General features: G+C 45.4%; 29 protein-coding genes and 2 pseudogenes. 24 read left to right on the top strand and 7 right to left on the bottom strand.

All coding sequences use genetic code 11. The features are described from left to right. Positions 1-7: 7 nt before the first annotated feature. Together ACX1DY_RS03425 and ACX1DY_RS03420 are read right to left on the bottom strand one after the other, a co-directional pair. On the bottom strand, positions 8-481 hold the full coding sequence (locus ACX1DY_RS03425; protein ID WP_458962769.1) for a MarR family transcriptional regulator: 474 nt from the start codon (positions 479-481) through the stop codon (positions 8-10). A gap of 138 nt (positions 482-619) precedes the next feature. Further along, positions 620-1444, bottom strand: a complete 825-nt coding sequence (locus ACX1DY_RS03420) for a lipase family protein (RefSeq protein ID WP_458962768.1) — start codon at positions 1442-1444, stop codon at positions 620-622. A gap of 247 nt (positions 1445-1691) precedes the next feature. On the opposite strand from ACX1DY_RS03420, the gene ACX1DY_RS03415 reads away from it, so the two are divergent. From ACX1DY_RS03415 to ACX1DY_RS03380, 8 genes and pseudogenes are all read left to right on the top strand, one after another. Continuing rightward, positions 1692-3257 (top strand): DNA-binding protein, encoded by a 1566-nt coding sequence (locus tag ACX1DY_RS03415; protein ID WP_458962767.1) that lies wholly within the window; start codon positions 1692-1694, stop codon positions 3255-3257. A gap of 239 nt (positions 3258-3496) precedes the next feature. Next, on the top strand, positions 3497-4522 hold the full coding sequence (locus ACX1DY_RS03410) for an ATP-binding cassette domain-containing protein (RefSeq protein ID WP_458962766.1): 1026 nt from the start codon (positions 3497-3499) through the stop codon (positions 4520-4522). Continuing rightward, a complete protein-coding gene (locus ACX1DY_RS03405) occupies positions 4519-5331 on the top strand; it encodes an ABC transporter permease (protein ID WP_458962765.1) in 813 nt (270 codons plus the stop codon). Before ACX1DY_RS03410 ends, ACX1DY_RS03405 begins: the two co-directional genes overlap by 4 nt. A 157-nt stretch (positions 5332-5488) precedes the next feature. Continuing rightward, positions 5489-5821, top strand: coding sequence for a hypothetical protein (locus ACX1DY_RS03400; RefSeq protein WP_458962764.1), 333 nt, complete (start codon positions 5489-5491; stop codon positions 5819-5821). Positions 5822-5851: 30 nt separating this feature from the next. After that, on the top strand, positions 5852-6238 hold the full coding sequence (locus ACX1DY_RS03395) for a hypothetical protein (protein ID WP_458962763.1): 387 nt from the start codon (positions 5852-5854) through the stop codon (positions 6236-6238). A 144-nt stretch (positions 6239-6382) separates the two neighbouring features. Next, positions 6383-7270: an alpha/beta fold hydrolase gene (locus ACX1DY_RS03390; protein ID WP_458962762.1), complete on the top strand. Its 888-nt coding sequence runs from the start codon at positions 6383-6385 to the stop codon at positions 7268-7270. Positions 7271-7281: 11 nt separating this feature from the next. After that, positions 7282-7714, top strand: a pseudogene (locus ACX1DY_RS03385) (tyrosine-type recombinase/integrase); the annotation flags it as partial. After that, positions 7714-7851 (top strand): annotated as a pseudogene (locus tag ACX1DY_RS03380) (DUF6262 family protein); the annotation flags it as partial. The pseudogenes ACX1DY_RS03385 and ACX1DY_RS03380, both read left to right, overlap by 1 nt. Positions 7852-8016: 165 nt before the next feature. Here ACX1DY_RS03380 and ACX1DY_RS03375 read toward each other — a convergent pair. Beyond that, entirely contained in the window at positions 8017-8619 is a 603-nt protein-coding gene (locus ACX1DY_RS03375; RefSeq protein WP_458962761.1) for a TetR/AcrR family transcriptional regulator, read from the bottom strand. A gap of 123 nt (positions 8620-8742) precedes the next feature. Here ACX1DY_RS03375 and ACX1DY_RS03370 point away from each other — a divergent pair, with 123 nt between their 5' ends. The 6 genes from ACX1DY_RS03370 (at position 8743) to ACX1DY_RS03345 (ending at position 13217) form a co-directional block, all read left to right on the top strand. After that, a complete protein-coding gene (locus ACX1DY_RS03370) occupies positions 8743-9309 on the top strand; it encodes a cysteine hydrolase family protein (protein ID WP_458962760.1) in 567 nt (188 codons plus the stop codon). Positions 9310-9325: 16 nt separating this feature from the next. Next, entirely contained in the window at positions 9326-10528 is a 1203-nt protein-coding gene (locus ACX1DY_RS03365; RefSeq protein ID WP_458962759.1) for a multidrug efflux MFS transporter, read from the top strand. Between the two features lie 22 nt (positions 10529-10550). Continuing rightward, on the top strand, positions 10551-11201 hold the full coding sequence (locus ACX1DY_RS03360) for an MBL fold metallo-hydrolase (protein WP_458962758.1): 651 nt from the start codon (positions 10551-10553) through the stop codon (positions 11199-11201). Positions 11202-11579: 378 nt separating this feature from the next. Beyond that, a complete protein-coding gene (locus tag ACX1DY_RS03355; RefSeq protein ID WP_458962757.1) occupies positions 11580-11975 on the top strand; it encodes a VOC family protein in 396 nt (131 codons plus the stop codon). A gap of 168 nt (positions 11976-12143) precedes the next feature. Further along, positions 12144-12503 (top strand): histidine phosphatase family protein, encoded by a 360-nt coding sequence (locus tag ACX1DY_RS03350; RefSeq protein ID WP_458962756.1) that lies wholly within the window; start codon positions 12144-12146, stop codon positions 12501-12503. A gap of 105 nt (positions 12504-12608) precedes the next feature. Beyond that, a complete protein-coding gene (locus ACX1DY_RS03345; protein ID WP_458962755.1) occupies positions 12609-13217 on the top strand; it encodes a chloramphenicol phosphotransferase CPT family protein in 609 nt (202 codons plus the stop codon). Positions 13218-13386: 169 nt separating this feature from the next. Here the strand turns inward: ACX1DY_RS03345 and ACX1DY_RS03340 are convergent, their stop codons facing one another. Then, positions 13387-13827, bottom strand: coding sequence for a RidA family protein (locus tag ACX1DY_RS03340; protein ID WP_458962754.1), 441 nt, complete (start codon positions 13825-13827; stop codon positions 13387-13389). Positions 13828-14218: 391 nt separating this feature from the next. Beyond that, positions 14219-14671: an Lrp/AsnC family transcriptional regulator gene (locus ACX1DY_RS03335; protein WP_458962753.1), complete on the bottom strand. Its 453-nt coding sequence runs from the start codon at positions 14669-14671 to the stop codon at positions 14219-14221. Positions 14672-14848: 177 nt separating this feature from the next. On the opposite strand from ACX1DY_RS03335, the gene ACX1DY_RS03330 reads away from it, so the two are divergent. The 3 genes from ACX1DY_RS03330 to ACX1DY_RS03320 all read left to right on the top strand — a co-directional run bounded on the left by ACX1DY_RS03330 (position 14849) and on the right by ACX1DY_RS03320 (position 17326). Then, positions 14849-14986 (top strand): hypothetical protein, encoded by a 138-nt coding sequence (locus ACX1DY_RS03330; protein WP_458962752.1) that lies wholly within the window; start codon positions 14849-14851, stop codon positions 14984-14986. Further along, positions 14983-16527 (top strand): MFS transporter, encoded by a 1545-nt coding sequence (locus ACX1DY_RS03325; RefSeq protein ID WP_458962751.1) that lies wholly within the window; start codon positions 14983-14985, stop codon positions 16525-16527. The genes ACX1DY_RS03330 and ACX1DY_RS03325 overlap by 4 nt, the downstream gene beginning before the upstream one ends. A 235-nt stretch (positions 16528-16762) precedes the next feature. After that, positions 16763-17326 carry an RBBP9/YdeN family alpha/beta hydrolase gene (locus tag ACX1DY_RS03320; RefSeq protein WP_458962750.1) on the top strand — a complete coding sequence of 188 codons (564 nt, stop codon included), beginning with the start codon at positions 16763-16765 and terminating at the stop codon, positions 17324-17326. A 349-nt stretch (positions 17327-17675) separates the two neighbouring features. On the opposite strand, the gene ACX1DY_RS03315 is transcribed toward ACX1DY_RS03320, so the two are convergent. After that, positions 17676-18209, bottom strand: coding sequence for a TetR/AcrR family transcriptional regulator (locus ACX1DY_RS03315; RefSeq protein WP_458962749.1), 534 nt, complete (start codon positions 18207-18209; stop codon positions 17676-17678). 115 nt (positions 18210-18324) lie between these two features. On the opposite strand from ACX1DY_RS03315, the gene ACX1DY_RS03310 reads away from it, so the two are divergent. Continuing rightward, positions 18325-19371: an SDR family oxidoreductase gene (locus ACX1DY_RS03310; RefSeq protein WP_458962748.1), complete on the top strand. Its 1047-nt coding sequence runs from the start codon at positions 18325-18327 to the stop codon at positions 19369-19371. A 277-nt stretch (positions 19372-19648) separates the two neighbouring features. On the opposite strand, the gene ACX1DY_RS03305 is transcribed toward ACX1DY_RS03310, so the two are convergent. After that, positions 19649-20743 (bottom strand): Gfo/Idh/MocA family protein, encoded by a 1095-nt coding sequence (locus ACX1DY_RS03305; RefSeq protein ID WP_458962747.1) that lies wholly within the window; start codon positions 20741-20743, stop codon positions 19649-19651. A 137-nt stretch (positions 20744-20880) separates the two neighbouring features. Between ACX1DY_RS03305 and ACX1DY_RS03300 the strand changes: the two genes are divergently transcribed. From ACX1DY_RS03300 to ACX1DY_RS03275, 6 genes are all read left to right on the top strand, one after another. After that, positions 20881-21726 carry a LysR family transcriptional regulator gene (locus ACX1DY_RS03300; protein WP_458962746.1) on the top strand — a complete coding sequence of 282 codons (846 nt, stop codon included), beginning with the start codon at positions 20881-20883 and terminating at the stop codon, positions 21724-21726. 274 nt (positions 21727-22000) lie between these two features. Beyond that, positions 22001-22480: a DinB family protein gene (locus ACX1DY_RS03295; RefSeq protein ID WP_458962745.1), complete on the top strand. Its 480-nt coding sequence runs from the start codon at positions 22001-22003 to the stop codon at positions 22478-22480. Between the two features lie 26 nt (positions 22481-22506). Further along, complete coding sequence (locus ACX1DY_RS03290) at positions 22507-23352, top strand: class I SAM-dependent methyltransferase (protein ID WP_458962744.1); 846 nt, start codon at positions 22507-22509, stop codon at positions 23350-23352. Continuing rightward, positions 23353-23883: a DinB family protein gene (locus ACX1DY_RS03285; protein WP_458962743.1), complete on the top strand. Its 531-nt coding sequence runs from the start codon at positions 23353-23355 to the stop codon at positions 23881-23883. Positions 23884-24002: 119 nt separating this feature from the next. Next, positions 24003-25115 carry a copper amine oxidase N-terminal domain-containing protein gene (locus ACX1DY_RS03280; protein WP_458962742.1) on the top strand — a complete coding sequence of 371 codons (1113 nt, stop codon included), beginning with the start codon at positions 24003-24005 and terminating at the stop codon, positions 25113-25115. A 19-nt stretch (positions 25116-25134) separates the two neighbouring features. Continuing rightward, positions 25135-25692, top strand: a complete 558-nt coding sequence (locus tag ACX1DY_RS03275) for a cysteine hydrolase family protein (protein WP_458962741.1) — start codon at positions 25135-25137, stop codon at positions 25690-25692. Positions 25693-25751 lie beyond the last annotated feature (59 nt).

Here is a 25751-nt window from a genome sequence, read left to right as displayed (position 1 = left end):
AATTTTTCTACTCCTTTTCTTCATCGGAAGCATCAGTCTCCATTCGGGAGATGTTGTCAGTGAGCAGGTTCAAACCGCTGTATAGGCCGCGAGTTAACTCAGCATCGAAGGAGTGGAACAAAGCATCCATGAACTGATCTTCCGTTGCACTTCTCTCCGCAAAATAAGCCATACATTTCTCGGTAAGCTGCAACCGGACCATACGCGCATCGCTGCTATCCTTGGTGAGGGTGACAAATCCCTGTTTCTCCAGAATCAGAGCCATCTTCTTGACGTTTTGCCGGGAGCTGCCGATCATTTCGGCAACATCGCTTAAGGTGGGGGCGGGGGAACCGCTCTTCAAAATGATGGCGATCAGCAGCCACTGCTTCATCGTTACTTGGTCATCCAATTTGTCGCCCAGCACTTGCAGGCGGTTGGCGAGAGTAAGAATAGCGCCCAGTATGTAAGCTTGCTGCTCTTTTTCGTCCAATACGTTCATCTCCTGACATTAAAAAAGGTAACCTATTACGTTTTTTATTATACGTAATAGGTTACCTTTTTGTCTATCTTTATTTAACGACACCAGTGCTGGTCATATCCACACTTCGTTAAAGTGCTCCTTTTTCCTCAAAATCCGTCATTCTGCATATAGCTCTCTTGAATTATGGGGTTGCTCTGTAACAACTGGACAGAAACCAGGGTTCGAAGTACATAACGCTTCGGTGAATTCCGGTTCAGGTTTTGAGAGCTTGGCGAAATAGCTGCTGAGGATGTGATTGAGGTTAATGGCCCCGTTCTGGAATGGCTGGGAGGAGAGGGACTGCACATGGCTGTAGTAGTACCGTTTCTCCCGTCTTGGCAGCTTGTAAATCGAAGGTGGGGCATGTGTGACAATGTCGAATGGATTGGCTATGCGGTAGCTGGTCTGGACATACTTGGCACAGGCTTTTGCAAACGCCGGATCGCCTACACGGGGTGAAGCGAAGGTGTATAGGCGGGGTGCGGTAAAAGAAGAGTTGGCGGCAATATCAACGGCACATAAGGTTGCAAGTGCGCCGCCCAGGCTGTGGCCTGTGATGTAAAGGGTTTTGTCGGGCGACAGACTGTCTAGTAGAGAGAGAATTCCGTTTCGGGCGGAGGAATAAATGCCGGTGAAGCCGCGGTGGGTCAGGCAATCCTCCTTGATGTATTTGAACTGTTTTTGCGAGGCATTGGCATTAGAGATCCAGTTAGGCATTGAACTGCTTCCCCGAAAGGCAACAATAATCTCTTGCGGAGATTCTAGTATGAACCCAAACCGCTCCCATACCTGGGTGATCGACTTTGCTTGAATCGTGTAGCTGACCGAGTAACCGGCTGGAACGGTGAACGCACCGTCCGTATTCGTAAATTGGGCATAGGTCTGTTCGCAGACTGCTGCCAGAAAGATCGCCCTCTCCTGAAAATGATTAGTGCTGCTCACCTGAATCCCCGCCTTTCTCCACTATCTATGTATGATGAACCTACTGGATTGGTGCCTAGATGGTGAAATTCATATCCGGGAAGCAAAAAGCTACAGCAGTTTGTCTGAAGTTTTGTTGTTCTTGGGTCAAAAATGTTCGCAAATTGTAAAAAATAGCAAAACCATCTTCTATTCCAAAATTTTCTATGTTATTCTATCCACAGCCATCCTTGGCTACAATCGAGTGAAGAGAATGGAGGAATGAAGAATGTTTCAAAGCTTCCTGCGTCTGCGCAAAACCTGGACAAGCCTGGCGATTGCCGCTATGCTGGCATCTGCTGTAAGTATCGCGCCGGTCCGGGTCAATGCGGAAGGGCCATCCGATCCCGCGCCTAGTATTACCCCAGCTACGGCGAACGGCAAGAAGGTGCTGTTCGACAATACGCATGCCCAAACAGCCGGTGCAGCGGATTGGGTAATCGACGGCGGCTTCTCGGATTTCGCGAACGGGCTGGCAGCCCAAGGCTACTACGTTAAAGAGCTGCGCAAGAGCACGCCGATTACGTTATCTGATTTGTCCGGCTACGACGTATTCATCATTCCTGAAGCGAATATCCCGTACAAGACCTCCGAGCAGAGCGCACTGCTTAGCTATGTGCAAGGCGGGGGCAGCCTTTTCTTCATCAGCGACCATTACAATGCAGACCGGAACAAAAATCGCTGGGATGCCTCTGAGGTGTTCAACGGCTATCGCCGGGGAGCCTGGGCAAATCCCGCGCTTGGCATGACTGCGGAAGAAGCGGCTTCGTCCGCGATGTCCGGGGTTGCCAGCTCGGACTTTCTGTCCTCCAATTTCGGTGTAAGATTCCGCTACAACGCGCTTGGAGATGTGACGGCGAGCAGCATCGTGGCACCATCGCAAGCGTTCAATATTACAAGCGGGGTATCCAGCGTGGCAGTTCATGCCGGATCAACACTCGCCATAACCGACCCGACGAAGGCGAAGGGAATCGTCTATGTGCCGACAACGGCTACCGCCTGGTCTAATGCCGTGGATGCCGGAGTATATAACGGCGGCGGTGTTGCAGAAGGACCGTTTGTCGCTGTATCCAAGGTGAGCGCAGGCAAAGCGGGTTTTATTGGAGATTCTTCCCCGGTTGAGGACGCTTCTCCTAAATACAAGAGAGAAGAGACAGGCGGCTCCAAAACAACATATGATGGCTATAAGGAGCAGGACGATGCCACTCTTTTGATCAACATGGTGAACTGGCTTGCTACACCGGAGAGCTACACTTCACTCTCCTCGGTACCCGGCCTTACGCTGGATACAGCCACTTCGTTATATAGCTGGGAAGCGCCAGCCAGCTCCACGGAACCGCAGCCGGAACCTTGGGCAGCTCCGGCAGCCGGCTACAAATGGTATGATTCCTCCACATTCAAGGCAGGCTCTTATGGCGCCAGCTCAACCTCCAACCCGACACCGGCGTATGCATTCGGCCATCAGGCGACGCTTCCGAATCAATATGAGTTCCCGGTAGTAGTGACCCTTACCGGTCTTACGGCCGGCTCAACGACCTCCGGCTATAGTCTGGGAGTGTATACCAGCTCCGGGACGCAAGTCGCGAAGGTTAAGAACAGCGATGGTTCGTGGCCGTCATCCTATGGCTATAGCTCAACCTTCTCGCTGACGGCCAATTCCAGCGGTGTTGCCACCAAGACCTTTACCGTAACCATCAATCCGAACACCACTGGTGCGGCCAATATGCGGCTCCGATTGAACGGTACGGCAAAATACACCGAACCCGTGACGATAGCAAACGTTCCAGTTGAGTAGTTCCAAAGCGGATCAATAATATCCAAGGCTTGAGGTAATGGCTAAACGCCTTATCTCAAGCCTTTTTTTGCTGGCTCCTACGTCCGGGGACCGAGACATAAATGCGCTTGGAGACCGTTAAGCCGCTTATTCCTTAGAGTTATAATGAAGCAGCACTAAGGAGTAACTGGCAAGTTTATATTCAGTTTAAATTAGCCATTTATGATCCTTGCATAACGAACGTTTAGGAGGAGTAACAAATGAGTCAACACTCGAAAGCTGGTTCACAATCAAGAGATTGGGCTATCGAAGCCCAAGGGCTTGTCAAAGTCTTTGGGGACAATCGGGCGGTAGATGGTGTGGACCTGCAGGTGGCTACGGGTTCAATTTATGGCGTGCTTGGGCCGAATGGAGCGGGGAAAACTACAGCGGTCAGAATGCTGGCAACGCTGCTAAGACCGGATGCCGGTTACGCGCGGATTTTCGGTCATGATGTGGTGAAGGAGCCGCAGGTCGTGCGTCAATTGATCGGTGTGACCGGACAATACGCGTCAGTGGATGAGTCGCTTAGTGCAACCGAGAATCTGGTGATTTTCTCCCGGTTACTTGGGCTGGGCCGAGCCGAAGCATACCGCAAGGCAGCAGATTTGCTGGAGGAATTTGGTCTCAGCGAAGCGGCCAAACGCCCGCTCAAGAAATTCTCCGGCGGGATGCGCCGGCGGCTCGATTTGGCCGCAAGCCTGATCGCGCAGCCGCCGCTCATTTTCCTTGATGAACCGACAACGGGGCTCGACCCGCGAACACGCAATCAGATGTGGGATACGATTCGGCGCTTGATTAAAGCTGGCTCAACTGTTTTGCTAACCACACAATATCTTGAAGAGGCAGATCAGCTTGCGGACCGGATTGCCGTAATCGATCATGGCCGGGTGGTCGCTGAGGGAACGGTAGATGAGCTGAAATCATCAGTCGGTACCTCGTCCTTACAATTAAGAGTGCAGAATCCGCTGCAAATGGAATTAGCAAGGCAGACGGTTGAACGGGTGCTAGGAGTAAAGAGCAGTATATCTGCGGAAGCCGCAAAGATTACTGCGCCCATGGGGAACGCCGATCGGGTCACCGATTTGTTGATTGCCCTTCGTGAGATGGGAATTTCTTTGGCGGAGCTGAGTGTGCAAAAGCCAACGCTCGATGAAGTGTTTCTGAGCATTACGGGTCACGGGGCAACAGAACAATCAGCTTCTCCGTCCGCCAAATCAATTCAAATGGAGGGACAAATCGTATGAGTACTTTAATTAAGCCAGGCGCCACACGCCAACTGAAAAACCGCACAAGCTTCGGTCAGGCGGTACGCAATTCACTTACGATGGCTTACCGGGGCCTGCTGAAAATCAAGCGCACACCGGAGCAACTGTTTGACGTCACACTCCAGCCGATTATTTTCACCCTGATGTTTACTTATATCTTTGGCGGGGCGATCTCTGGAGATGTCCAGAATTATTTGCCGGTGATCATTCCGGGGATTCTCGTCCAGACCGTAATCGGCACTTCGATTGTGACAGGCGTCCAGCTACGCGAGGATATGGAAAAAGGTGTGTTTGACCGGTTCAAGTCCCTGCCGATCTCGCGGATTGCTCCACTTGCGGGAGCGCTGCTGGCAGATACGATCCGGTATACCATTGCGACTGTACTTACTTTTGTAATGGGATATATCATGGGCTTTCGTCCTGAAGGCGGACTCGGATATGTTGCTCTCGCGGCTCTGCTCGTGATCGGCTGCTCATGGGCTGTAAGCTGGATCTTCGCCTTCTTCGGTGTAATCGCGCGTACCGCTTCCAGTGTACAGGGAATATCCATGCTTGTGCTGTTCCCGCTGACCTTTCTCTCGAATGCCTTTGTGCCGGTTGATACAATGCCGGACTGGCTTCAGTGGTTCGTCAACATGAACCCTATTTCGCATCTGGTCTCGGCTGTCCGGAATCTTGTTAACGCAGGAACGATGGGCTCAGATATTGTCTATTCCCTCGTTGGTGCCGCAGCTATCGTAGCGATCTTTGCACCTATCACTGTGCGTGCATACATGCGCCGGACGTAATAGCAAGAAATCATCAGGTAACCCTTGTTGACGGGGGTTGCCTTTTTTTTGCTATATAGCTTAGCTGATTGATTTTTAAATATAAAAATATCCCACCTTGGCTGTGAATTCGCCCCTAAATTTACCATTCTGGAAACTGGGAGATTCAATCACTAAGATGACACCTGAGGGAAAATATCCATCGTGGGATATAATTCGTGAAAGATATTGGAAGAGTAGAGCTGAACTAGATCCAAGTAGCTTTAGCCCTCAAAATAAAGGAAGAATGAAGGAAGGATTAGCACCTAAAGCAAGGGTTATAGTAAAGGATAGGAACACGGGGGAAATCTATGAAAAACTTGTTAGCAAAGAACTTCATCATGCAAATGGAAATCGTGGTATTCCTGGATTTGATGAGCCGGTAAATCTTCGAGAAGTATGGCCTTGGGAACATGAAAATCTTCTACCACCAGGGAGAAGATTAAATTATGATTTTATTAGATTTAAATAGAATTCTATTGACGATAACGGAGGCGAAAAAATGAGTGAATATGTAGATGATTTTACATCAGAGATACCTTTGGATAAGATGCGAATTTTATTACAATTAGGAAAGGAGTTTTCTTTTGACCCCCTTTCTTCTATTGAGAGTGAAAAATACTTTATAAAGCTACTAGAAAAATATCAAGGCAATAATGATAATGAACTAAAGGATTTGTTGAAGTCTGTTGTTTCCAAAGATTTTGAAGCAGTAGATAAAAAGCCTGAATGGATTCAAGATCCTGAATGGCAATTTAATAATAGCAGGCCTATGACATTTGTTGGACAATTAGAGATAAAATACAATACAGGTAGGGTTGATCATGATGCTATATTTTATGTGTTTTGGGATAGAGAAAGCGGTATAACAAAAACCATTATACAGTAAGCATTAATACAGGTCGATTATGGTAGGTACCGCCATGATTGACCTTTTTTTATCCACCATACATAATCTCACAGAGTTATTGATACTTTTGTAACAAAATAAGGCTTAAACAAATAAATCCAACCAAGCACCAGGAGGCACAAAATGATTGAGGAAATCGTTGATCTAGAACATATTGGAATTAATGTGCGGTATGCACTAAATCACAAGCCGGTTGTTTTATTTCTGCATTTTAGCGGCGGGAATTTGCATATGTGGGACGGGATTATCCCGCTTTTTGAACAGGAATACAGCATTATCGCTCCGGATATTCGCGGACACGGTAAATCCGGCAAACCCTTAACGGGATATCATATTGATGATATGGCGAACGACATTTACTTACTGCTGCAGCGGTTAAACGTAGAACAATGCCATATTGTAGGCAGCTCGATGGGGGCTGAGGTTGGACTAAGTCTAGCCGCGACACATCCGGGGCTTGTGCGTTCCTTTATCTGTGAGGGGGCACTCTACAATGAGTTCGGAGAATATGGGATTTTCAATGGAACCACAGAAGAAATCGAGCACCGCAAAGAAGAAGAACGAATTCGACTGGCTGAAAGGGTGGAGCGTGTATTTACAACGAAAGAAGAGTATGTCGAAGAGGAACGGGCGGAGCTGACCCAGGAAGGGTTATGGAATGATAACTTCTTAGCCTTCTTTGAAAATAGTCTGCAGCAGTTGCCAAGCGGTGAGTATACATATTGCTTCTTAAACCGCGTTAGGACAGAGTATGTTCAAAAATATTGGGATCTAAAGTTCGAACAATATTACTCAAAGGTTCAATGCCCTGTTCTATTTCTTCCCAGCGCAGAAGAGTGGGCGGACGAGAAAATTAATCGCAGCATGCATGCATTCGCTAGTCTAGTAGATGAACACGAAATTGAACTTATAGAAAATTCTATCCATGCCTATGTCTGGCTGCTGCTTCCGGTAGCAGCGGGTGAAGCAGCCAAGCGATTTATAGGTAAGCAAAGTATCAGAAGAAAATAAAGTTTTAGACTGCCAAACTTCTGGATAATACTAAGCGCAAAGCCTTTGAAACAGTTGTCAAACAAGGCGTATTTAGCTTTGATATGAATGGGAAAATCCATGAGATCCATAAGGATGAGGAAATCCCATACGATATCCTGGAAACGCTCTTGCGTGATCAGAAGCTAAATGCGATCGATAATCCCTGCGGCTCCTGTCGGGCCCGTGTAAATGGTAATTGTCCATACGCGGAAGCCCCCCTGTTTAACTTGTAACGGCGGCAGCCCTTGTAAAGACTTAGCTGCAGGTCTCTCTGATATGGACGTACCTAAGTACGAAATTCATATTCAATCCACCTCAAAAATGATAGAAGTTGCCAAACAATACGGCCGCGACGAAATTGCGGAGAAAAACCAAAAGAACCTTGATCGTCTGACCAGCATCTATGAGACGATCAAGAAAGGCAGCAAGCTCAAGTGCCGACACCAAAACAAATTAAGCGAGAAATGGATGAAAACAACAAGGACGCCATCATTGCGTCGTTAAAACGAAAGATGAAGAAGCTCGAAGAAGAAAATAAAAAGTTGCGAGAACAACTTAAGTTCCTTACCACAAATAGGGCGAAACTTGATGCTGCGAGATTTAGCGAGACCATAAAAAAGCGGCAGCCTTGGACTTTTTCGTTCAAGTCTGCCGCTTTTTTGAGAGCAAGCGTCAGTCACAAACATAATGTTTAACGAACAATAAACGAGCATGCATACTCACGGTTACAAACGAAATGTTAAACAAATCTGTTCCAAAAACATCTCGGGGGAATAGCCGCGCTCGTTTTTTTGAAAGGAGTAGGAATCGTTGCTTAAAGCCATCAATAGCATATCCGCCTTGAAGACGCAGTTCGGTTGGGGCTGCCCGGATACTGTCATTTCGTCGAATAGTTCGACCAACAGCTGATGCAGTTCGACATACAGAGGGCTCTGCGTTCGAGATCTAGATCGATTGGTTGACGCGGATTCCTCGACTCCTGCAAGCAACTGGGACTTTTTTTCCCTAAAACGGATAAATAAGTCGAGAAGTCCTCTCAATCGTTGGCTTGGCGGAGATGTCCGGTTTTGTTTCAAGTACTCCTCGATATTCTCGAAGTGGAGAACGATGTTTTCTTTCATTAAATCCAGACATAGTTCGCTTTTATTGCGATAGCGGCGATAAAGCGTTCCTGGACCGATCTGCGCCTCCGCGGCAATTTGGTTCATGCTGACTTGTTCGACGCCATTCTGTTCGAATAGCCGAAGCGCCGCATCCAATATACGTTGACGATTCTCCGCCGCATCTCGGCGTTCGGAACGGGCGGGGGAGACATCTGTATCCTTCAAGGGTTATCACTTCCTCCAATTCGTTAGCGAACTGTTATTGACAAACGGAGATATCTCCGTTTAGTATTAAGTGGAGATGTATCCGCTTCTTATACTATCATAAGATTAAGGAGTGTACAATCAATGACCATTCAGAACAACCCCGCTCTGCTCGTCATGGACTTGCAGAACGGTATCGCCAAGCATCTTGGCGACAGCGAGAAAGCGCTGCTCCCATACAGGAAGGCAGTGGAGGCCGCGCGCAAACACGAGATCCCAGTCATCTTTGTACGAGTCGCCTTTCGTGAAGGCTACCCTGAGATTAGCCCGTTGAACAAAGCATTCGCTGCTGCGGCCCAACACGGCGGCATGACGCTTACGGACGAGGCGACGCAGATTCATCCGGTTCTGGCACCTCAGCCGGGGGAGCCGCTGGTCACCAAGAAGCGCGTCAGCGCCTTTGCCGGCAGCGATTTGGAGATGATTCTTCGTGCCAAGGGCATTAACAAGCTCATTCTGAGCGGCATTTCCACGGGCGGCGTAATGCTGTCTACGTTGACGGAAGCGGCGGACAAGGATTATCAGCTTATGGTTCTATCCGATGCTTGCTTCGATCCCGATCCGGAACTACATCGCGTCCTGATCGAGAAGGTGTTCACCAAGCGGGCGGATGTGGTGACGGTAGACGCATGGATCGATACTTTGAGGTGAAGAAGGCGCATACGTAATGCCGATTTGGAAAAGAAATTTAATCGTTTGCTGGTTCGGGATGTTTGTAACCGGAGTGGGAATGAGTCAGATTGCGCCTGTATTGCCGCTTTTTATCCAACATCTTGGCGTTAATGATTCAGGTGCAGTCGCCCGATTTTCCGGAATTGCTTTTGGTATTACCTTCATCATCTCAGCTATATTCTCCCCCATTTGGGGTGCGGCTGCCGATAGATTCGGGCGTAAGCCCATGTTATTGCGAGCAAGCCTGGGCATGGCTATCGTGATTGGCTGCATGGGCTTTGCGCATCATGTGTACGTATTGATCGGTCTTAGACTATTGCAGGGAGTAATAACTGGGTATGGCACAGCCTGTACGACATTAATTGCAACTCAGACGGATAAGGAACACGCGGGCTACGCACTAGGTACACTGTCAACGGCAAGCATTGCAGGTTCCTTGCTTGGACCCATGATTGGCGGGTTTGTGGAAGAGAATTTCGGCATGCAAAATGTATTTTTTGTAACAGGCGCGCTGCTGCTGATCGCTTTCCTTACAACTGCCTTATTCGTAAAAGAAACATTCACGCGCGAAGATAAACAGATGCAGAGCGCCAAAGTGATCTGGACTCTTATTCCGGAGAAGAGTTTGACGATAACCCTATTTGTGACCTTCTTTGTATTATCTGTGGCGCTATATTCGGTTGAGCCGATCCTTACCGTCTATATTACCCAGTTGTCCCATCATCTCAGTCATATTGCTCTAATTGCGGGAATCACGTTCTCGGCCTCGGGACTGGCCAATATCGTTTCAGCTCCAAGGCTGGGAAAGTTGTCTGACAGAATAGGGGCGCATAAGGTGATGTTGATTTCCCTTGTCGCAGCAGGAATCATTTTCATACCGCAAGCCTTCGTGAATAATCCGTGGCAGTTAATGATCCTTCGATTCTTATTGGGGCTAACAGCGGCTGGTTTGACCCCATCAGTCAATATCTTGATCAAAAAGATTACGCCGTCTGCTATTACAGGACGAGTTTTTGGTTTTACCATGTCGGCAGGGTATTTAGGCGTATTTGGAGGTTCCGTCTTAGGCGGGCAGGTGGCGGCCTTGCTAGGCAACAGATACGTATTTATAGTTACGGGCGCGCTGCTGCTGATCAATGCGGCGTGGGTTTATTTTAAAGTGTTTAAGAAACTGGAGGGCAAACGGCTGTCATTTTAATAACTGAAGGGAGTATGTTACTTTGCAGATTAAATGGTATGGCCATTCTTCTTTTCTGCTGACTTCGGATGCTGGAATGAGGATTCTCATCGATCCCTACTTTAAGTTTCTTGGCTACCGCATGCCGGTTCCGGTTGAATCGGATGTTGTCGTGGTTACACATAATCATGGCGATCACAATAAAGTTAACGCCGCCTCGGGCGATTACTTGCTTGTAAACGAGCCGAAAGAATACAGCCGCGGCGATGTGAGCATTAACGGGTTCAAGACTTTCCACGATAAGGTGAACGGCAAGAAAAGAGGATCCAATATTATTTTCCGCTTCCGGATTGACGGACTGACGATCTGTCACTGCGGGGATCTGGGGCATCTGCTTACAGAGGAACAAGTCAATGCAATCGGCAAAGTTGACGTTCTCATCGTGCCCGTAGGAGGAAGGACGACGCTCGATGGGACAGAGGCCGTTCAAGTGATGCGTCAATTGCAAGCGACTGTAGCGATTCCGATGCATTATAGTACGAAGGCATTAGGAATTCTCGGAAGGATAATCTTCGCTAAGGTGAACAAATTCCTCGAGGCTGCCGGGACACGGACGACAGACGTGAAGACATTGAACGTGTCCAAGGAAAGCCTTGACCAATATGCAGGCGTCGTTACTATGCAGTATGAATAGAAGAGTAAGAGAGAAGGGTGCCCAGACAAATGGGGGCCCTTTTGAATTCGCCCTAAAAAGGATACGGTGAACCGTACCATAAGTAGGGCGATTTTTTTGCCTTAACCGCTCAAAATGAGTGTGAAGTATTTTGTTACACTAACGGATACGATAGTTAAACATAAAGGGTTCCACATATTAGTCATGTATAATATGTGGAACCCTTTATTATATCTGACTTTCCTAAAATTAGGTCTTGATAAACTCGGATAATAAAGTAGTAGACTGAGAAAATAAAATATTAGACTGGCGGCGCTTCATTAAGCTAACGGGCAGGATAATATGGAAGCTACCTTGAAATAAGTATTAGATATACATTTATGACAGGGGCTGAGCAGTATGGTCAATGGGAGAATCTTAGGTATTGCCTATAATGTAATTCCGGTAAAAGATGCGAAAAAATCTGCAGAATGGTTTGTCAGTCACTTTGGTTTTAACATCCGAAACGATAGAAGTAATTATATAAGTTTATTCAGGGATAACCGTCCAATTATTGATTTAATTGAATCTGATAATGACACAAGAGCGATCTTTGAAGTAAACGGACGGTCAAGGTGGGTTATAACATTTTTTACAGATGATATTGAATCATTATACACGAGACTAACATCAGAAGGAGTTAACACTAGACAAATAAGTAATGAAGGCATATACGGCAAGTTTTTCGTTTTTGAGGACCTAGATGGAAACTTATTTGATGTATGGGAGCATAAAGATTGTGAGTTAATCTTTTAATAGAACAATCTAAACTATCGGAAAACTTTAATTTGAAATTGATGGTTATTTCGAGAATACGCTTGTTGCTGGCAAAACATGTTCAATAGCGGAGTACAAGAAGCGAATGGATTAATCTGAAAATGATTGTATGGGGGATTTCAATGACTCAGTTTTATCTTATCCGCCATGGTATATTCGATAGCAAAAGCTGAGCGTTTAAAAGAAGCTGAAATTATTGTCTCTTCTCCTTACCCAAGAGCACTTCAAACGGCTGCTATTTTATCAAAGGAACTTGGTTTAGAAATAATGGTTGAATTCGATTTAAGGGATTATGATGCTAATCATGGAGCCTATCCTCCTGGAGTAACCAAGCTTTGGCAGTCTAAAGAGCTGTTGAAAAACCGCATGGAGAATGTAATAGACAAATATTCCGAATTTCAAAAGGTGATCATTACTGGACACGGAATGGCTTTTCGTACCTTGGTAGGGGAAGTTGGCGAGATTCCACTTGCTTCAATTATCGATTATTATAAAAAAAGGGCATAGCGCTTTAAGTTAACGGGCAGGATTGTTCCATAACTTCGCTAATATTAAAATGGATAATGTTCGTGAAAGATGCGCAAAAAATAAAATGATGAAAGGCGGATTCCATTGAAGCCAGGGATTATAGTTCTTCTTAATGGTACTTCAAGTTCTGGAAAGACAAGCATTTCTAATAAATTATTAACTCAAACTGATATCCCATTTCAACATTTATCAATTGATAATTTTATTAATGGGCTATTTCATAGTTATAAAGAATTCATTAACAGTACATATCCGAATATTGAAACAAATGGTGCAGAGGATGGACAATTAGTAAATCAAATTCTTGCAGATCCGTTGATTTCATTATACTACTCGACAATAAAACTATTTTCATTGATGGGAAATAACGTAGTTGTAGATTCTGTTATAGGTAATGATAAATGGTTCAATAGTTGTATTGAATTATTATCAGATCACCCTGTCATATTCGTAGAAGTTAAATGTTCAAAGGAAGAACTTGCTAGAAGAGAACAACTTAGAGGAGACAGGCAGATTGGTTTAGCAAGTTCACAATACGATAACGTGTATTGCTTTAATGAATATGATCTTGAATTCAATACTGAAATAATGAGATCGAGTGAGTGTGCCAATGAGATATTAAATTTTATAAGATCAAATAAAGAATACACTGCTTTTAAGAAGTTGATTAAGGGGAAAAGTGGAAGTAAGTAGTTCAAAGAAGGCGTATCATCAACTAACATCATATTCACGTTCCGGCCATTCGGCTCTCGGTCCTGTTAAGCTAACGGGAAACGTTAGTTTACAACAACAGCAGCAGTCTAAGACTTTATTTATAAAGTCTTGGGCTGCCGCTGCTTCTTTTATTGGATCAGTCTAAAACTTATTTTTCCAAGATGGCGATCGCTTCGATCTCGATTAAAAGATCAGGACTGACAAGTTCAGACACTCCGATGTGAGAACGAGCCGGTCTATGTCCATTGAAAAAGGCGTTATAGACTTCGTTTACTTCATTTTGCAGATCCATACGTTTATTAAAGATGGTTGTCTTAACAATATCGTTGATCGTACCTCCGGCTGCTTCCACGACAATTTTGAGATTTTCAAGAACAATTTGCGTCTGTTCTTTAATCGAGCTCGGCAGGGACATACCCGTATCACTTCTCTCGGACTTTGGAACCCAACCAAAAGAGGGGTGACTGTAATACAGAGGATAGGCCGTAGCACCCGAGAGGTATAAGGTTGTTGCTCCATGCTTCACTTCATAACCTAATGAAAATGGCATATCGTCAACGTAACCAGGCAAAACAATCGTTTTTTTCATTTTAAATAAAGCCTCCTTTTTGAAATCTGGAATTTACGGTTTGAATCCGTCTGGTGCAATTTCGATTGCGATCAAGCCATGTACTACAATATAAGAAACATACATCTGTATCGGTACAGATACATCTCGGGGGCTTATTTTGACTGCATAAATTTTTGCTAGTATTAAGAGATTTGGAACAATTAATCTCCTTGCAAATCAATACAACATGAACAAAGGCGTCAGTGAATTAGGTAAGCATCAAATAGCCCACACCTTGTAATCAAGATGAGGGCTATTTATGCTTTTAGTCAGCCTTAAACACAGCCATCTTTCAGCCAATGACAAACGGTTTAATCGCTCGTTCGCTGCGGTTGTTGTCGATCTCTAGGGGCCTTCCATCGTGATAGCATTAGTCAACTCCATTTGCTTCTTTGGGAGAATGAATTAGAAGATTATGATCGATCGGTGAAGACATGACAATCAGGATTGTATAGGTTCCATATTTATCGCACTGATTGCCAAACGCTTCGAGCGTGCGTGTGGATTCCGTCACTACTTTTAATAAATAACTGTGTTCTCCGCTTATGCGGTGGCACTCGGCAACATGAGGAGATGCATGGACAAAATCAAGAAACGCCAAGCAGTCTCTAGTCCGAAACAACATATAGGCTGCCGTATGCTTCCCAATTTTTTCAGGAGAAATGACGGTACGATACTCTTCGATTATTCCCTTTTCTTCCATTCTCTTAACTCGTTCCGTTACAGCGGGTTGGGACAATCCCACGCTTTTACCCAGTTCAGTCATTGAAATCCTTGCCTGGTTTTGAAGATAGAAGAGGATTTGTTTGTCTACATGATCCACTTTGAGTGTTATCCTCCTTTAAATTAAAGGTATTTTAAACAAATAACTTTTATTTCTTTGTATAATCATCATATTTGATTTGATGTGTTATGTAAAATGAAAGATTTTAATTATATAATATGACTCACGTGAATAAGGGCGATTCACACATAAGAAGTCAGAGAGGAAGGGGAAGTAATGAGCAAATACGATTTAAATAAGGCAGGTACAGAAGATTTACAGGCACGTATTGATGAGGTCGTTGATTGTACAATTGACGAAAAAAAGCTGGCTGGTGCTTTTATCCAATCTAAGTTTGGAGGGTACTTTCAATGACTCTCTCCCATTCCAGCAAAAATATAATAGCATTGGCCGCGATATGTTTGTCCGCGCTAATGTTCGGCCTCGAAATTTCCAGTGTGCCAGTAATACTTCCACCCCTGGAAAAGGTATTGCATGGCGATCTCAAGGATATGCAATGGATTATGAACGCCTACACCATTGCTAGTACGACAGTTCTAATGGCTGTTGGAACGCTGGCTGACCGGTTTGGAAGGAGGCGTATTTTTATTATCAGCCTCGTCTTGTTCGGCATTACATCCTTGATTTGTGGCTTGGCACAAAGCACGTCAGTTCTGATCGTCAGCCGGTTTCTTCAAGGCGTGGGTGCTGGCGCGATGCTGATTTGCCAGATAGCAATTCTTTCGCATCAGTTTCAGGAAGGAAAAGAACGAAGTAAAGCCTTTAGCGCATGGGGGATCGTGTTCGGTATCGGCCTCGGTTTTGGACCCATCATCGGCGGCATGATTGTGGCCGTTTCGAACTGGCATTGGGTTTTCCTAGTCCACGTCCCGCTGACCTTCCTCACTTTGATCTTTGTTTTAGGCAGCGTGGAGGAGTCCAGCGATCCGCAGGCGAAAAAGCTGGACATTATCGGCATTGTCATGCTTTCGTTGACGGTTTTTGGGCTGGTATACTTTATCACGCAAGGGCCGGAACTCGGCTTTACCAGCATAGCCGCCATCAGCACCATTGTTGCAACGGCAGCATGTTTCATTATTTTTCTGTTTGCGGAAAAGCTCAGCACCCATCCGATGTTCGACTTTTCCGTGTTCAGGATACGTAATTTTTCCGGCGCGCTCTTTGGCTCCATCGGCATGAATTTCAGTTTCTGGCCGTTCATGATCTATCTGCCGATCTATTTCCAGAGCGGTCTTGGTTACGGCACCGTGGCAGCTGGGCTGTCTCTCTTGGCTTATACGCTGCCCACCCTGGTGATTCCGCCTCTGGCAGAGCGCCTTTCGCTCCGCTATCAGCCGCGCATAGTCATCCCATCGGGTCTGTTCATCATCGGCATAGGCTTCATTTTGATGAAATTTGGCAGCGGCGGCGATCACGCCAACTGGTTGACCATGCTCCCCGGTTCCCTGTTGGCTGGTATTGGGCTTGGCTTAACCAACACGCCTGTGACCAATACGACCACCGGCTCGGTTCCGAGTACCCGTGCAGGCATGGCTTCCGGCATAGACACGAGCGCCAGATTGATCAGTCTAGCCATCAACATCGCCGTGATGGGCTTCATTTTACAGGAAGGCATCCTGTCTTATTTGAAGCGGTTCCTTCCTGGGACTCTCGATATAACGCAATTGCGGACTTTGGCCGAGAAAATAGCCGCTGGAAACACTACATCTCTCAAGCAGGGTTTGCCAGAACTATCCTCTCTGGATGCCTCCGGAGCCGTCGTCCATGCTGCACTTGTGCACGGCTTTGGCTTGGTGATGCTCTATGGTGGCATTGGCGTGTGGGTTTTGGCCGCGATCAGTTTTATGATTTTTGGATCCAAGAGAGCAGCTAGAGAAGATTTCAAGGCAATGTAACCCATAAAAAAGCCATCATTAGATAATGTATTTTTTTGTTGGTCAGAGAAATAATAAAATTCTCAATAAACACTGTGTTACAATAAAGGGTACTTATGTGCTGGTCATTTTCCGATTGAACAGCCGGGGTTAGAGCAGATGAAAGCTGCTGTACTTTCTTTTTTGAAAATAGTAGAGAGTGAATTATAAGTGGCATACATGCATTTGCAATTACCATAGTCGAGGTGTCCTCAATATGAGCAGAAGTTTTCTAATATTGTATGGAGTCGGCGGCAGTAGCCCCGATCATTGGCAAACTTGGTTACATCAAGAGCTGGTAAAACGAGGTGAAACAGTCCGATTTCCCGACTTTCCAGACAAGGATCAACCTGACAAGAATGTTTGGCTCGACCATTTATCTAGTGTTTTTGAAGAAATTCCACACGATGAAGATGTCATCGTCGTGGCCCATAGTCTAGCGTGTATCATGTGGTTTCACTATGCGGCTTCAACTCCGAAACGAAAAATTCAGAGAGCCATTCTTGTAGCTCCACCCTCGCCATTTTTGGAATATGAGCCAGTGATGACGTTTTTTCCTGTACCAGAAAATATAGATGAGATCGCGAATGTTGCCGAAAAAACTTTGTTTGTTTTATCCTCAACAGATCATTATTGCTCAGTGGAAGATGCTTCATTTTATTTGGTTTTAGGGGTGCCTTGCGTTATGTTGCCTAAAATGGGACACATCAACGTAGAAGCGGGCTACGGTCCGTGGCCATGGATTCTTGATGTATGCATGAACAAGCAAGTTACATTATGAACTTGGCAAGGTTGTTGTACTAAAGGGTACTAAATAATAAAACAGGCTATTCGTAAAAAAGCGGCTCATGGTTAATTTTTTATTTTCTTCTGATATTGAGAGTTTATTAAGTTTTTCCCTGCTTTACAAAAGAACCAAAAGATTGAGGTTTACCTGGAGGATGGAGAAATTAGAGAAGGGGCCGATAGAAGGAGTGACAAGAAGGGAGGAGGCCTTCATAAGTTTGAAGAAAGGTGTCATAGAAGTATGTTTATCCCTCAAGAGATAATCTCAAGGGGGATTTTTGGGCTATCAAGAAAGCCAATGTTTCGCATGATCGGTTTCGATCATGATGGGTTTTTCCTAAATTTTATTTATGAAATAACCGAATAAGCGTCGAGATTTCTACAATGGATTCTTTTTGCCCATTTTTAATCCACATCACCCAAATTTCAAAAACGCCCGCACTCATAAAGTCGATCCAATAGTTTCGTTTCGCTCCCGTCCAGTCCGGAAAGGGAATAATCTCATCGTAAAGCTGAGCAACGTGGGATTTAAAAATTTGATAAAACAGCCCGATATAATCGCTTTCGATCGCCATGTGAAAATCCTTGGATAGGTCAAGAAAAAAGCTCGTTAGATCGGCTATTTTCTGTTCATGGCTTTTTTTAAAGGCGATTTTATTAAATATATCCGCGAATTTAGGTTCGTAGTATTCCTTCAATACTTGTTCAAGGTTTTCGTAATTTCTATAGAATCCCATTCGACTGACGCCGGCTTTTTTGACGACTTCTGAAACGGTTAGTTTTGACAGTCGATTGGTCTTTAAAAGCTCCAGCAATGCAAAAGCAATCCATTCTTTAGTGTCTTTTTTTATGTTTTGGGCGTGTTCCGTCGCTGCCATTACACTTCCTCCATTTTGTCACAGATGTCTGTCTTCCACTTGTTTTAGAGAATATTCAGCTTTAAAATAGTGTACAACTGTTACAAGTGTAACGTCAATGAGAGGAGCATTCACGATGGCGGAGAGTAACAAGCCCTTAGTGCTTGTGACCGGCGGTTCAGGATTTATCGCGGTTCATATTATGTTGAAATTACTCGAGCAAGGTTACAGTGTTCGGGCATCGCTTCGTACCATGAGTAGACAAGATGAAGTAAGAGATATGCTAAGATCAGGCGGAGTTACCTGTTTTGAAGGCCTGTCGTTTATTCAAGCGGATTTATCTAATGATCATAATTGGGGCGATGCTGTTAAAGGAGCGGAATATGTCATTCATGTTGCTTCCCCGACGCCCAATAAAGTGTATAAAGACGAGAATGAAATGATTCAACCCGCACGCGATGGCGTTTTGCGCGTGCTAAGAGCCGCGCGTGACGCGGGAGTCAAACGAGTTGTTTTAACCTCCGCTTTCGGAGCGATCGGCGTGGGCCACAAGAATCATAAAGGACCTTTCACCGAAAAAGATTGGTCGAAAACGGACGCGAACATTCATCCCTATCAAAAATCCAAAACCATTGCCGAAAAGGCCGCCTGGGAATTTATTCGCCAGGAAGGAAACGGTTTAGAACTGGCAACGGTAAATCCCGTTGGCGTGATGGGGCCGATCTTAGGTAATGATTATTCTCATTCAAACAGTAGCATTCGACAGATGCTGGAAAGCAATCAAAAGTATGTCCCTAAAATTTATTCCGATTATGTAGATGTCCGTGATGTTGCCAGTTTGCATCTATTGGCCATGTTGCGTCCCGAAGCAAATGGAGAGCGTTTTATCGCCTCTAGCGCAGAGACATTGTCAATGTTGGATATTGCGAATATTTTAAGAAAACATTTGGGCGAAGACGCTAAAAACGCGCCAAAAGGTGAACTTCCAAATATTTTGGTTCGTGCGATCGCGATCTTCAAACCACAATTAAGAATGATAGCAACGCTCCTGGGACAAGATATGTCAACTAGCAATCAAAAGGCCAAACGTTTACTTGGATGGACACCGCGTTCGGCGGAAGAAGCCATAGCTGAAACGGGTAAGAGCATGATAAAGATCATTAAAGAGCAGAAGAAGTCGTAAAAATATAATGAATAAAGCTTCTCGAAACTTATGAAGTAGTAATCATTTAAGAGGCGTTTATGAATCACCAAAAGGCTCCCGATCGGGTGCCTTTTTACTATTCGCCGATATGACGGTTAAGCCGAACCTTATCACAAGTGACGTAGAAAAATTAGGTGTAAGAGTCGCTAAGGAAGATGTTGGGCAGTATGGTATTCAGGAATGAAAGGGGAAGGTGATATCTCTCTTCCCCTAGTCTTACTCGGATGGCTTCCTCAATGGCCAGCCGTTTCGAAGCTTATAGCTTCTGTCTAATGCCTGTAGCAGCCGCGAGCTTGATGGTCTCCAGCAGCCGATGCAAACGGGCCGCGTCATGGAAGCTAGGTGAATGAAAAGTATCGTCAAGAATATCTGCTGCGAGACGCTCGTGTGCCTTCGAAACAAGAGACTTCGCTGATTCTTCCTCTGCAGGAAGTGCCGTGAAGTGCTTGTCGTCATGCGCTGCCGGGATGCCGGAAGCATACAATGCTTGGTACACCTGCAGGTTGCCAAACTGTACATGGCCGACAGAATGAAACTGCTTCAATTGAAGCATACCTTTTTCTCCGTAAATATCCAATTGAAATCCGGGATAAGTTCCGCCCTGAATATGGATTGACGCGGAGGCACCGCTGCTTAACATCCCCTCAACCATGATCTGGTCGGCTGCGTCTTTGGCAACCTTTTCACCTGTTTCCAACACCGCAGCCTCATTGTAATTACAGATCATGATAGCAGACAGCTCCTTAAAGTCTCCAAGCAGGCGGCAAAGCACATCCAGCGAGTGTCCACCGTTGATGGATAGGAGCGTTGCGCCGTTTTCCTCCATTAACAGATAGGCACTGTCACGGCTCGTAACACTCCCCCTGGTGGTCGATAAGCGCATATTGCAGGATAAAACCCTGCCAAGCTCACCGGATTCGATCCGCTGCTTGATGTCTTGGATGACAGCGGATTGTCTAGCCTGAAGACCGACGGCATGATGAATGCCGGCTTGATCGGCAAGCACCGCCAATTCTTCGGCTTGAGCCGCAGTTACTGTCAGCGGCCATTCGCAGTAAATGTGTTTGCCCGCTCCAATAGCTGCTTTGACAGCCTCATAATGAAAAGGCACCTTGATGCTGACGACAACCAGGTCCACCTCCGGGCTTTCGCATAATTCGTTTAGGTTTATAAAAGCTTGAGCCCCGCCCAAGGCGGCAGCGCTTTCCAGAGCACTTGCCATTTTGGAGGTTGCAACCGCCGTTATGCGGTGCTTGGCGCTCATCTGGAGTGCAGGAACGTGTGTTTGACTTGCCCAATGATTGTTCAACGACGCTCCGATAATTCCAGTCTTAATAATGGAACCGTTCATCCCGTACTCCTCCTGTTCTGATCTTCATAAAAGCGGCAATGTAACCCGCCTGCCTATGCAAGTATAGAGGAGAATTCTCATCAAGAATAATGTATATTTGAGATGGAGATATCATTTTTTTAAATAGGGGGATGTTCGTGGATATTGAAAATATGCTTGCCTTCGTTACCGTTGCCGAGCTGAAAAGTGTCTCCGCAGCAGCTGTGAGCATGAATCATTTGCAGTCCAACATGACGTCCAAAATAAAAAAGATCGAAAACCATTACCGGCAGCAACTGTTCTTCCGAAGCTCCCGCGGAATGGAATTGACGCCTGAGGGAGAAAAGCTGTACAGGCAGTATAAAAAAATGCTGCTGCTGTGGGAAGAGACCGAGCAGGAAATGAATCACCGGGAGTTAAAACTGCGTTTAGGCATCATGCAATCCATAATCAGCGAAAACATCACAAAAGCGTTCTCCAGTTTATACGAAAAGTACCCTGACATGTCGGTTACGCTCATAACCGGGTCCACCGAAAAAATGGAGGGTGAGTTGATCGAAGGCAATATTGACCTGGCCTATACCTTTGGCAAATCGGACTTGCAGCAGCTCCATTACTGGCCAATTGGCAGTGAAGAACTGGTTCTGGTCGGCAAAAGAGCCAAGACTGCAGCAAGTCTGGCCCAATGTTTGCAAAGCGAAACCATGCTTATCCTGTCCAAAAATTGCTTGTACGCCTCGATTCTGCAGCGCATTTACTCGGCTCACGGCATTCATCTGGCTTCTAAAACAGAGGTCGGTGTATTGGAAACGCTGCTTCGTCTTGCAAGCCTAGGCATGGGCGTCGCTCTTATTTCCAAGACCAATGCCAGAGAATTTGGAGTTACCGATTTCATGGAGCTTCCGCAGGAATATCGGTACATTGATAAATTTTTAGTTACTCGAACAAATTACGAGTTGTCGCCTTTGGAGCGGCAGTTTTTCAAAATTAGCCAGAGCTTATAGTTCATATCTGCATGGAGGCTAGATTGAATGGTCGAATTATACAATTTTGCCCTAAGAAAAATACATATCATAGGATCTGCTGGGAGCGGTAAAACCACTCATTGAACTAACGGGAAACGTTAGCTGAACAACACAGCGGCAGTCTGTAACTTTATTTTCTTTGGACACATAGTGCATAAATGTAATCCTTACTTATAATTATTCTTTCCTGACCACTCCCCGCTTCCATATGATAATTTAGTATTAAATACACATTGTGAAATGGGGAGAATAAGTGGCTGACGCCTATGAAGTGCTAACTGACCAACTGCTTGCGAATGCGAATGACCCGAGCTGGTATATGCCTTTTGCGGAAGCGGTAAAAGATCTGAGCGAAGAAGAAGCAACGTGGACAGCAAGCGAAGACAGCAGCAGTATTGCCGGGCTTGTTCACCATCTGCTGTACTGGAATGAAACGTGGCAGACCCGGTATACAGCAGCAGATGTTGCAGCCGTGCCGGCTGTGAGCGACAACGCGGATACTTTTACCGTACCTCACGGCCTGTCTTGGAATGAACTGATCACCCGGCTGACAGAGGTTCTTCTTCGGTGGGAGCAGCTGCTGACACAGGAGCAGCTTGATACGGCGGTAAAGGGATTTCCTGCAGATAGCAGGTGGTGGCAGGTAATAGCGAATGTAGCGACCCACAACGCCTATCATATTGGCCAGATCGTTTACATTCGTAAACTGCAGAAGAGCCGGAGAAGCTTCTGAAGCAAATTACGTGAGGAGTTGCTATAGTGATAAGCAAACTGATACAGGAATGTGGCAAGCCTGGCATTTTTCAAGAGGGAAGCTCCCAAATGTGGACGGATGATTACATATCTGGGCAGCTATTAGCATCTCATCTTGATCCAATGTCGGATGCAGCAAGCCGGAGACCGGAAGTGATCGACAGGACGGTTCATTGGCTCGATAATTATGTGTGTCAGAACACTCGTTCCAAAGAAATTCTTGATTTAGGGTGTGGTCCGGGCCTCTACACGCAGCGGTTAGCCAAATTAGGCTACACTGTAACAGGTATTGACTTCTCGAAAAGATCGGTTGAATATGCCAAGCAACAAGCAGATGCTTCAGACTTGGCGGTTACTTATTTAAATGAGAACTATGTAACGTATCATTTCCAGGAACAATATGACACCATTTTTATGATTTACTGTGATTTTGGAGTTTTACCCGAGATGAGCAGAGATGTGTTACTTGGGAAGATATATGAAACTTTAAGACCCGGCGGGGTATTTGTGTTTGATGTATTCCGTCCAAATTACTATAAGGATTATACAGAAACACAAACCTGGGATGTATCGGGCGGAGGCTTTTGGAGACCTAACCCCCATATCAATTTGAGTTCGAGCTATTGGTACGAAGACGCAGGTGTTCATTTGAGCCAATATATTATTGTAGATGAAATGAATGATTTTGAAATATACAACCTATGGGATAAAACCTATACAAAAGCTGAAATTAGCCCCATCTTAGCGAAAATTGGTTTTGTCGGTATGGAGTTTTATAACGATTTTTCCGGTGCACCTTATACCGAGGAGCATGAGACGATGTGCGTTCTGGCAAGAAAGGGAGGATCATAAATGGTAAACATGGATAAGCTCTTTCTGATCACTGATATTCCAGGATATTCACCACAAATCAGCCGTTTGCTCTCTATGATGAATTACGCAAGATATACAACTCTTGAATCGGTTAAGGGTCTATCCACCCAGAAATTGGATTTTCTGCTTGATCCGGGGAGCAATTCAATCGGGGCGTTATTACTACATTTTGCCGCTGTAGAATATGCCTATCAAGTGGAAACCTTTGAGAAGAGAGAATTAACGGAAGAAGAAATGGTCAGATGGGGAGCAGCCTTGAACTTAGGTGAAGAAGGACGGGCGAAGATCAAGGGCAATGATTTGAGCTACTATCTGGAGGAGCTGGATACAGTCAGACGCAAGACGCTTGAATGGTTCCAGACTGTGGATGACGAGTGGTTATATGCGGAGGAACCTTTCTGGGGCAACCAGCCGGCGAATCACTATTTTATGTGGTTTCATGTTTTTGAAGATGAGATTAACCACAGAGGACAGATTCGAATCCTCCGAAAAAGATGTGATCATATATAGCAGCCGATGGGCTGCTTTTTTAGTGAAATGGAAAAAATATGAAACCTATCGGAGAAATTTGCGTCTATACATCACAGGAATAAGGCTTCGATATCTACAACCGGAGAGGACGGACGATAATGGTTAAAAAATGGCTGATCGCCCCAATGCTTGCCGCTTCATTGCTTCTAGCCCCAATTACAGATGCTGCTTCAACTGCTTATTTCAAGTACACTTTGGAGGGTGGGGGTGAGAGTACCAGTTCGGCGCTGCTTAAGAATGGAGTTACCTATGTACCAACCAGTCACTATGAGTCGTTAGGGCTTCGGGTCACATGGGATAAAGCCCACCAAAAGGCGCAGTTTATAGGCTGGAACAAAAAGATTGGTGTTCGTCTAGGGAGTACAAAGGGGGTTCTCGACGGTGCTATCGTTGATCTTGGAGGTATTCCTTTTGTATATGGTGAACAATTGTATGTACCAGCCCGTTTCCTGGTTCGTTCCCTGGGCGGCACTACAGTGAGCTGGGATGCAGCGCAGGGCGTCTATACTGCACAAGGGCTTAAGACATTTGACAGCGCAAGTGCAACCTATGCTGGAACCCAGTATACCGTTGATAAACAAACCGGGAACCTTTATGTCACCGATCCATCGGGGAAGCCCAAATTACTCACGAAGCTTGGGCCTAAGCTTTATGATATGATTCAGTTTGATTTCAAAAAGACCTCAAAGGGCCTGATCTATCTGACAATTACGGATGTTTATGGAGAGCCGCACATCAACAACGCCTGGTATACGCTGATCCTCAAGGATGGAATGGTGATCCGCCAGGATAGCGTCAAATACTGGATGCGTTATGGAGATAATGTGAAAATGTACAGCAATACCCTGGTGCTTACAGATGGCAAAAAACTCCGGCTGATTGAAGACGGAACGGGAAAGGTGACGGAGACGCTTGACTTAGTCAAGCTTGGCGGCGATGCCGATACGTATTTGATCGAAGGAATGGATGATGATTTTCTGCTGATTCGTCCGAATCAGAAGGGCATCCTCAAGCTGATCGAACGCAAGACAGGAAAACAGACACTATTGTATCAAAAGCTCCTCGACGCCGAGCAGCAAGAGTATGCAGAAACGAATGACCTCCCGTTCTATGGAGACAATCTGAAATTCGTGAAGCGTGATGGGGATGCGCTGCTTTTTACGAATGAGTATGTGCGGGACGGTAAGATTTATAAATATATTTTGAAGTAGAAGGAAAGGGGCAAACCATTTGAATCAAGCGTTAATTATCATTGATGCGCAGCAAGAATTGATAGATGGGAACCAGGAGGAAAGTGCGGTATTTAACAAGGAACAGCTTATCAAGAATATTAATAAAGTGATTCGAAAAGCACAAGAGGCCGATGTCGAAGTTGTGTTTGTAAGGGATCTCGATGTAGCTGAAGGACAAGGTGCTGGCTTTCAAGTGCACAATGAAATCAATGTGCCTGCGGAGGCCAAAGTTTTTGACAAGCTGGCAACTAATTCTTTTCACGGGACCGGACTGCTGCAATATTTGAAAGATCAACAGGTTGAGCATGTGGTTATTATGGGCTGTAAAACACAGTATTGTATCGATACCGCAGTCAGAACTGCTACCGTTAGCAATATGGATGTTACCTTAGTCGGTGATGGACATTCTACAACGGACAACGATGTGTTAAGTGCAGAACAAATCATCAAGCATCATAACAGTGCATTACATGGACACTACAATGTCGAACACTTTTCGGTGGTCAGAGGGTCTGATGAATCACTCTTTGATCCAACACATGACTCTTACAGATAATAGGAAAGGTGCTGCAGGTAGAGCTAAATGCCTTAGGTATAAATGCTTGTGGGGTTAGT

The sequence above is a fragment of the Paenibacillus sp. BAC0078 genome, assembly GCF_054483875.1.
Note: the sequence above shows the minus strand (reverse complement) of the source record. Positions and strands in the feature narration are given on the sequence as shown.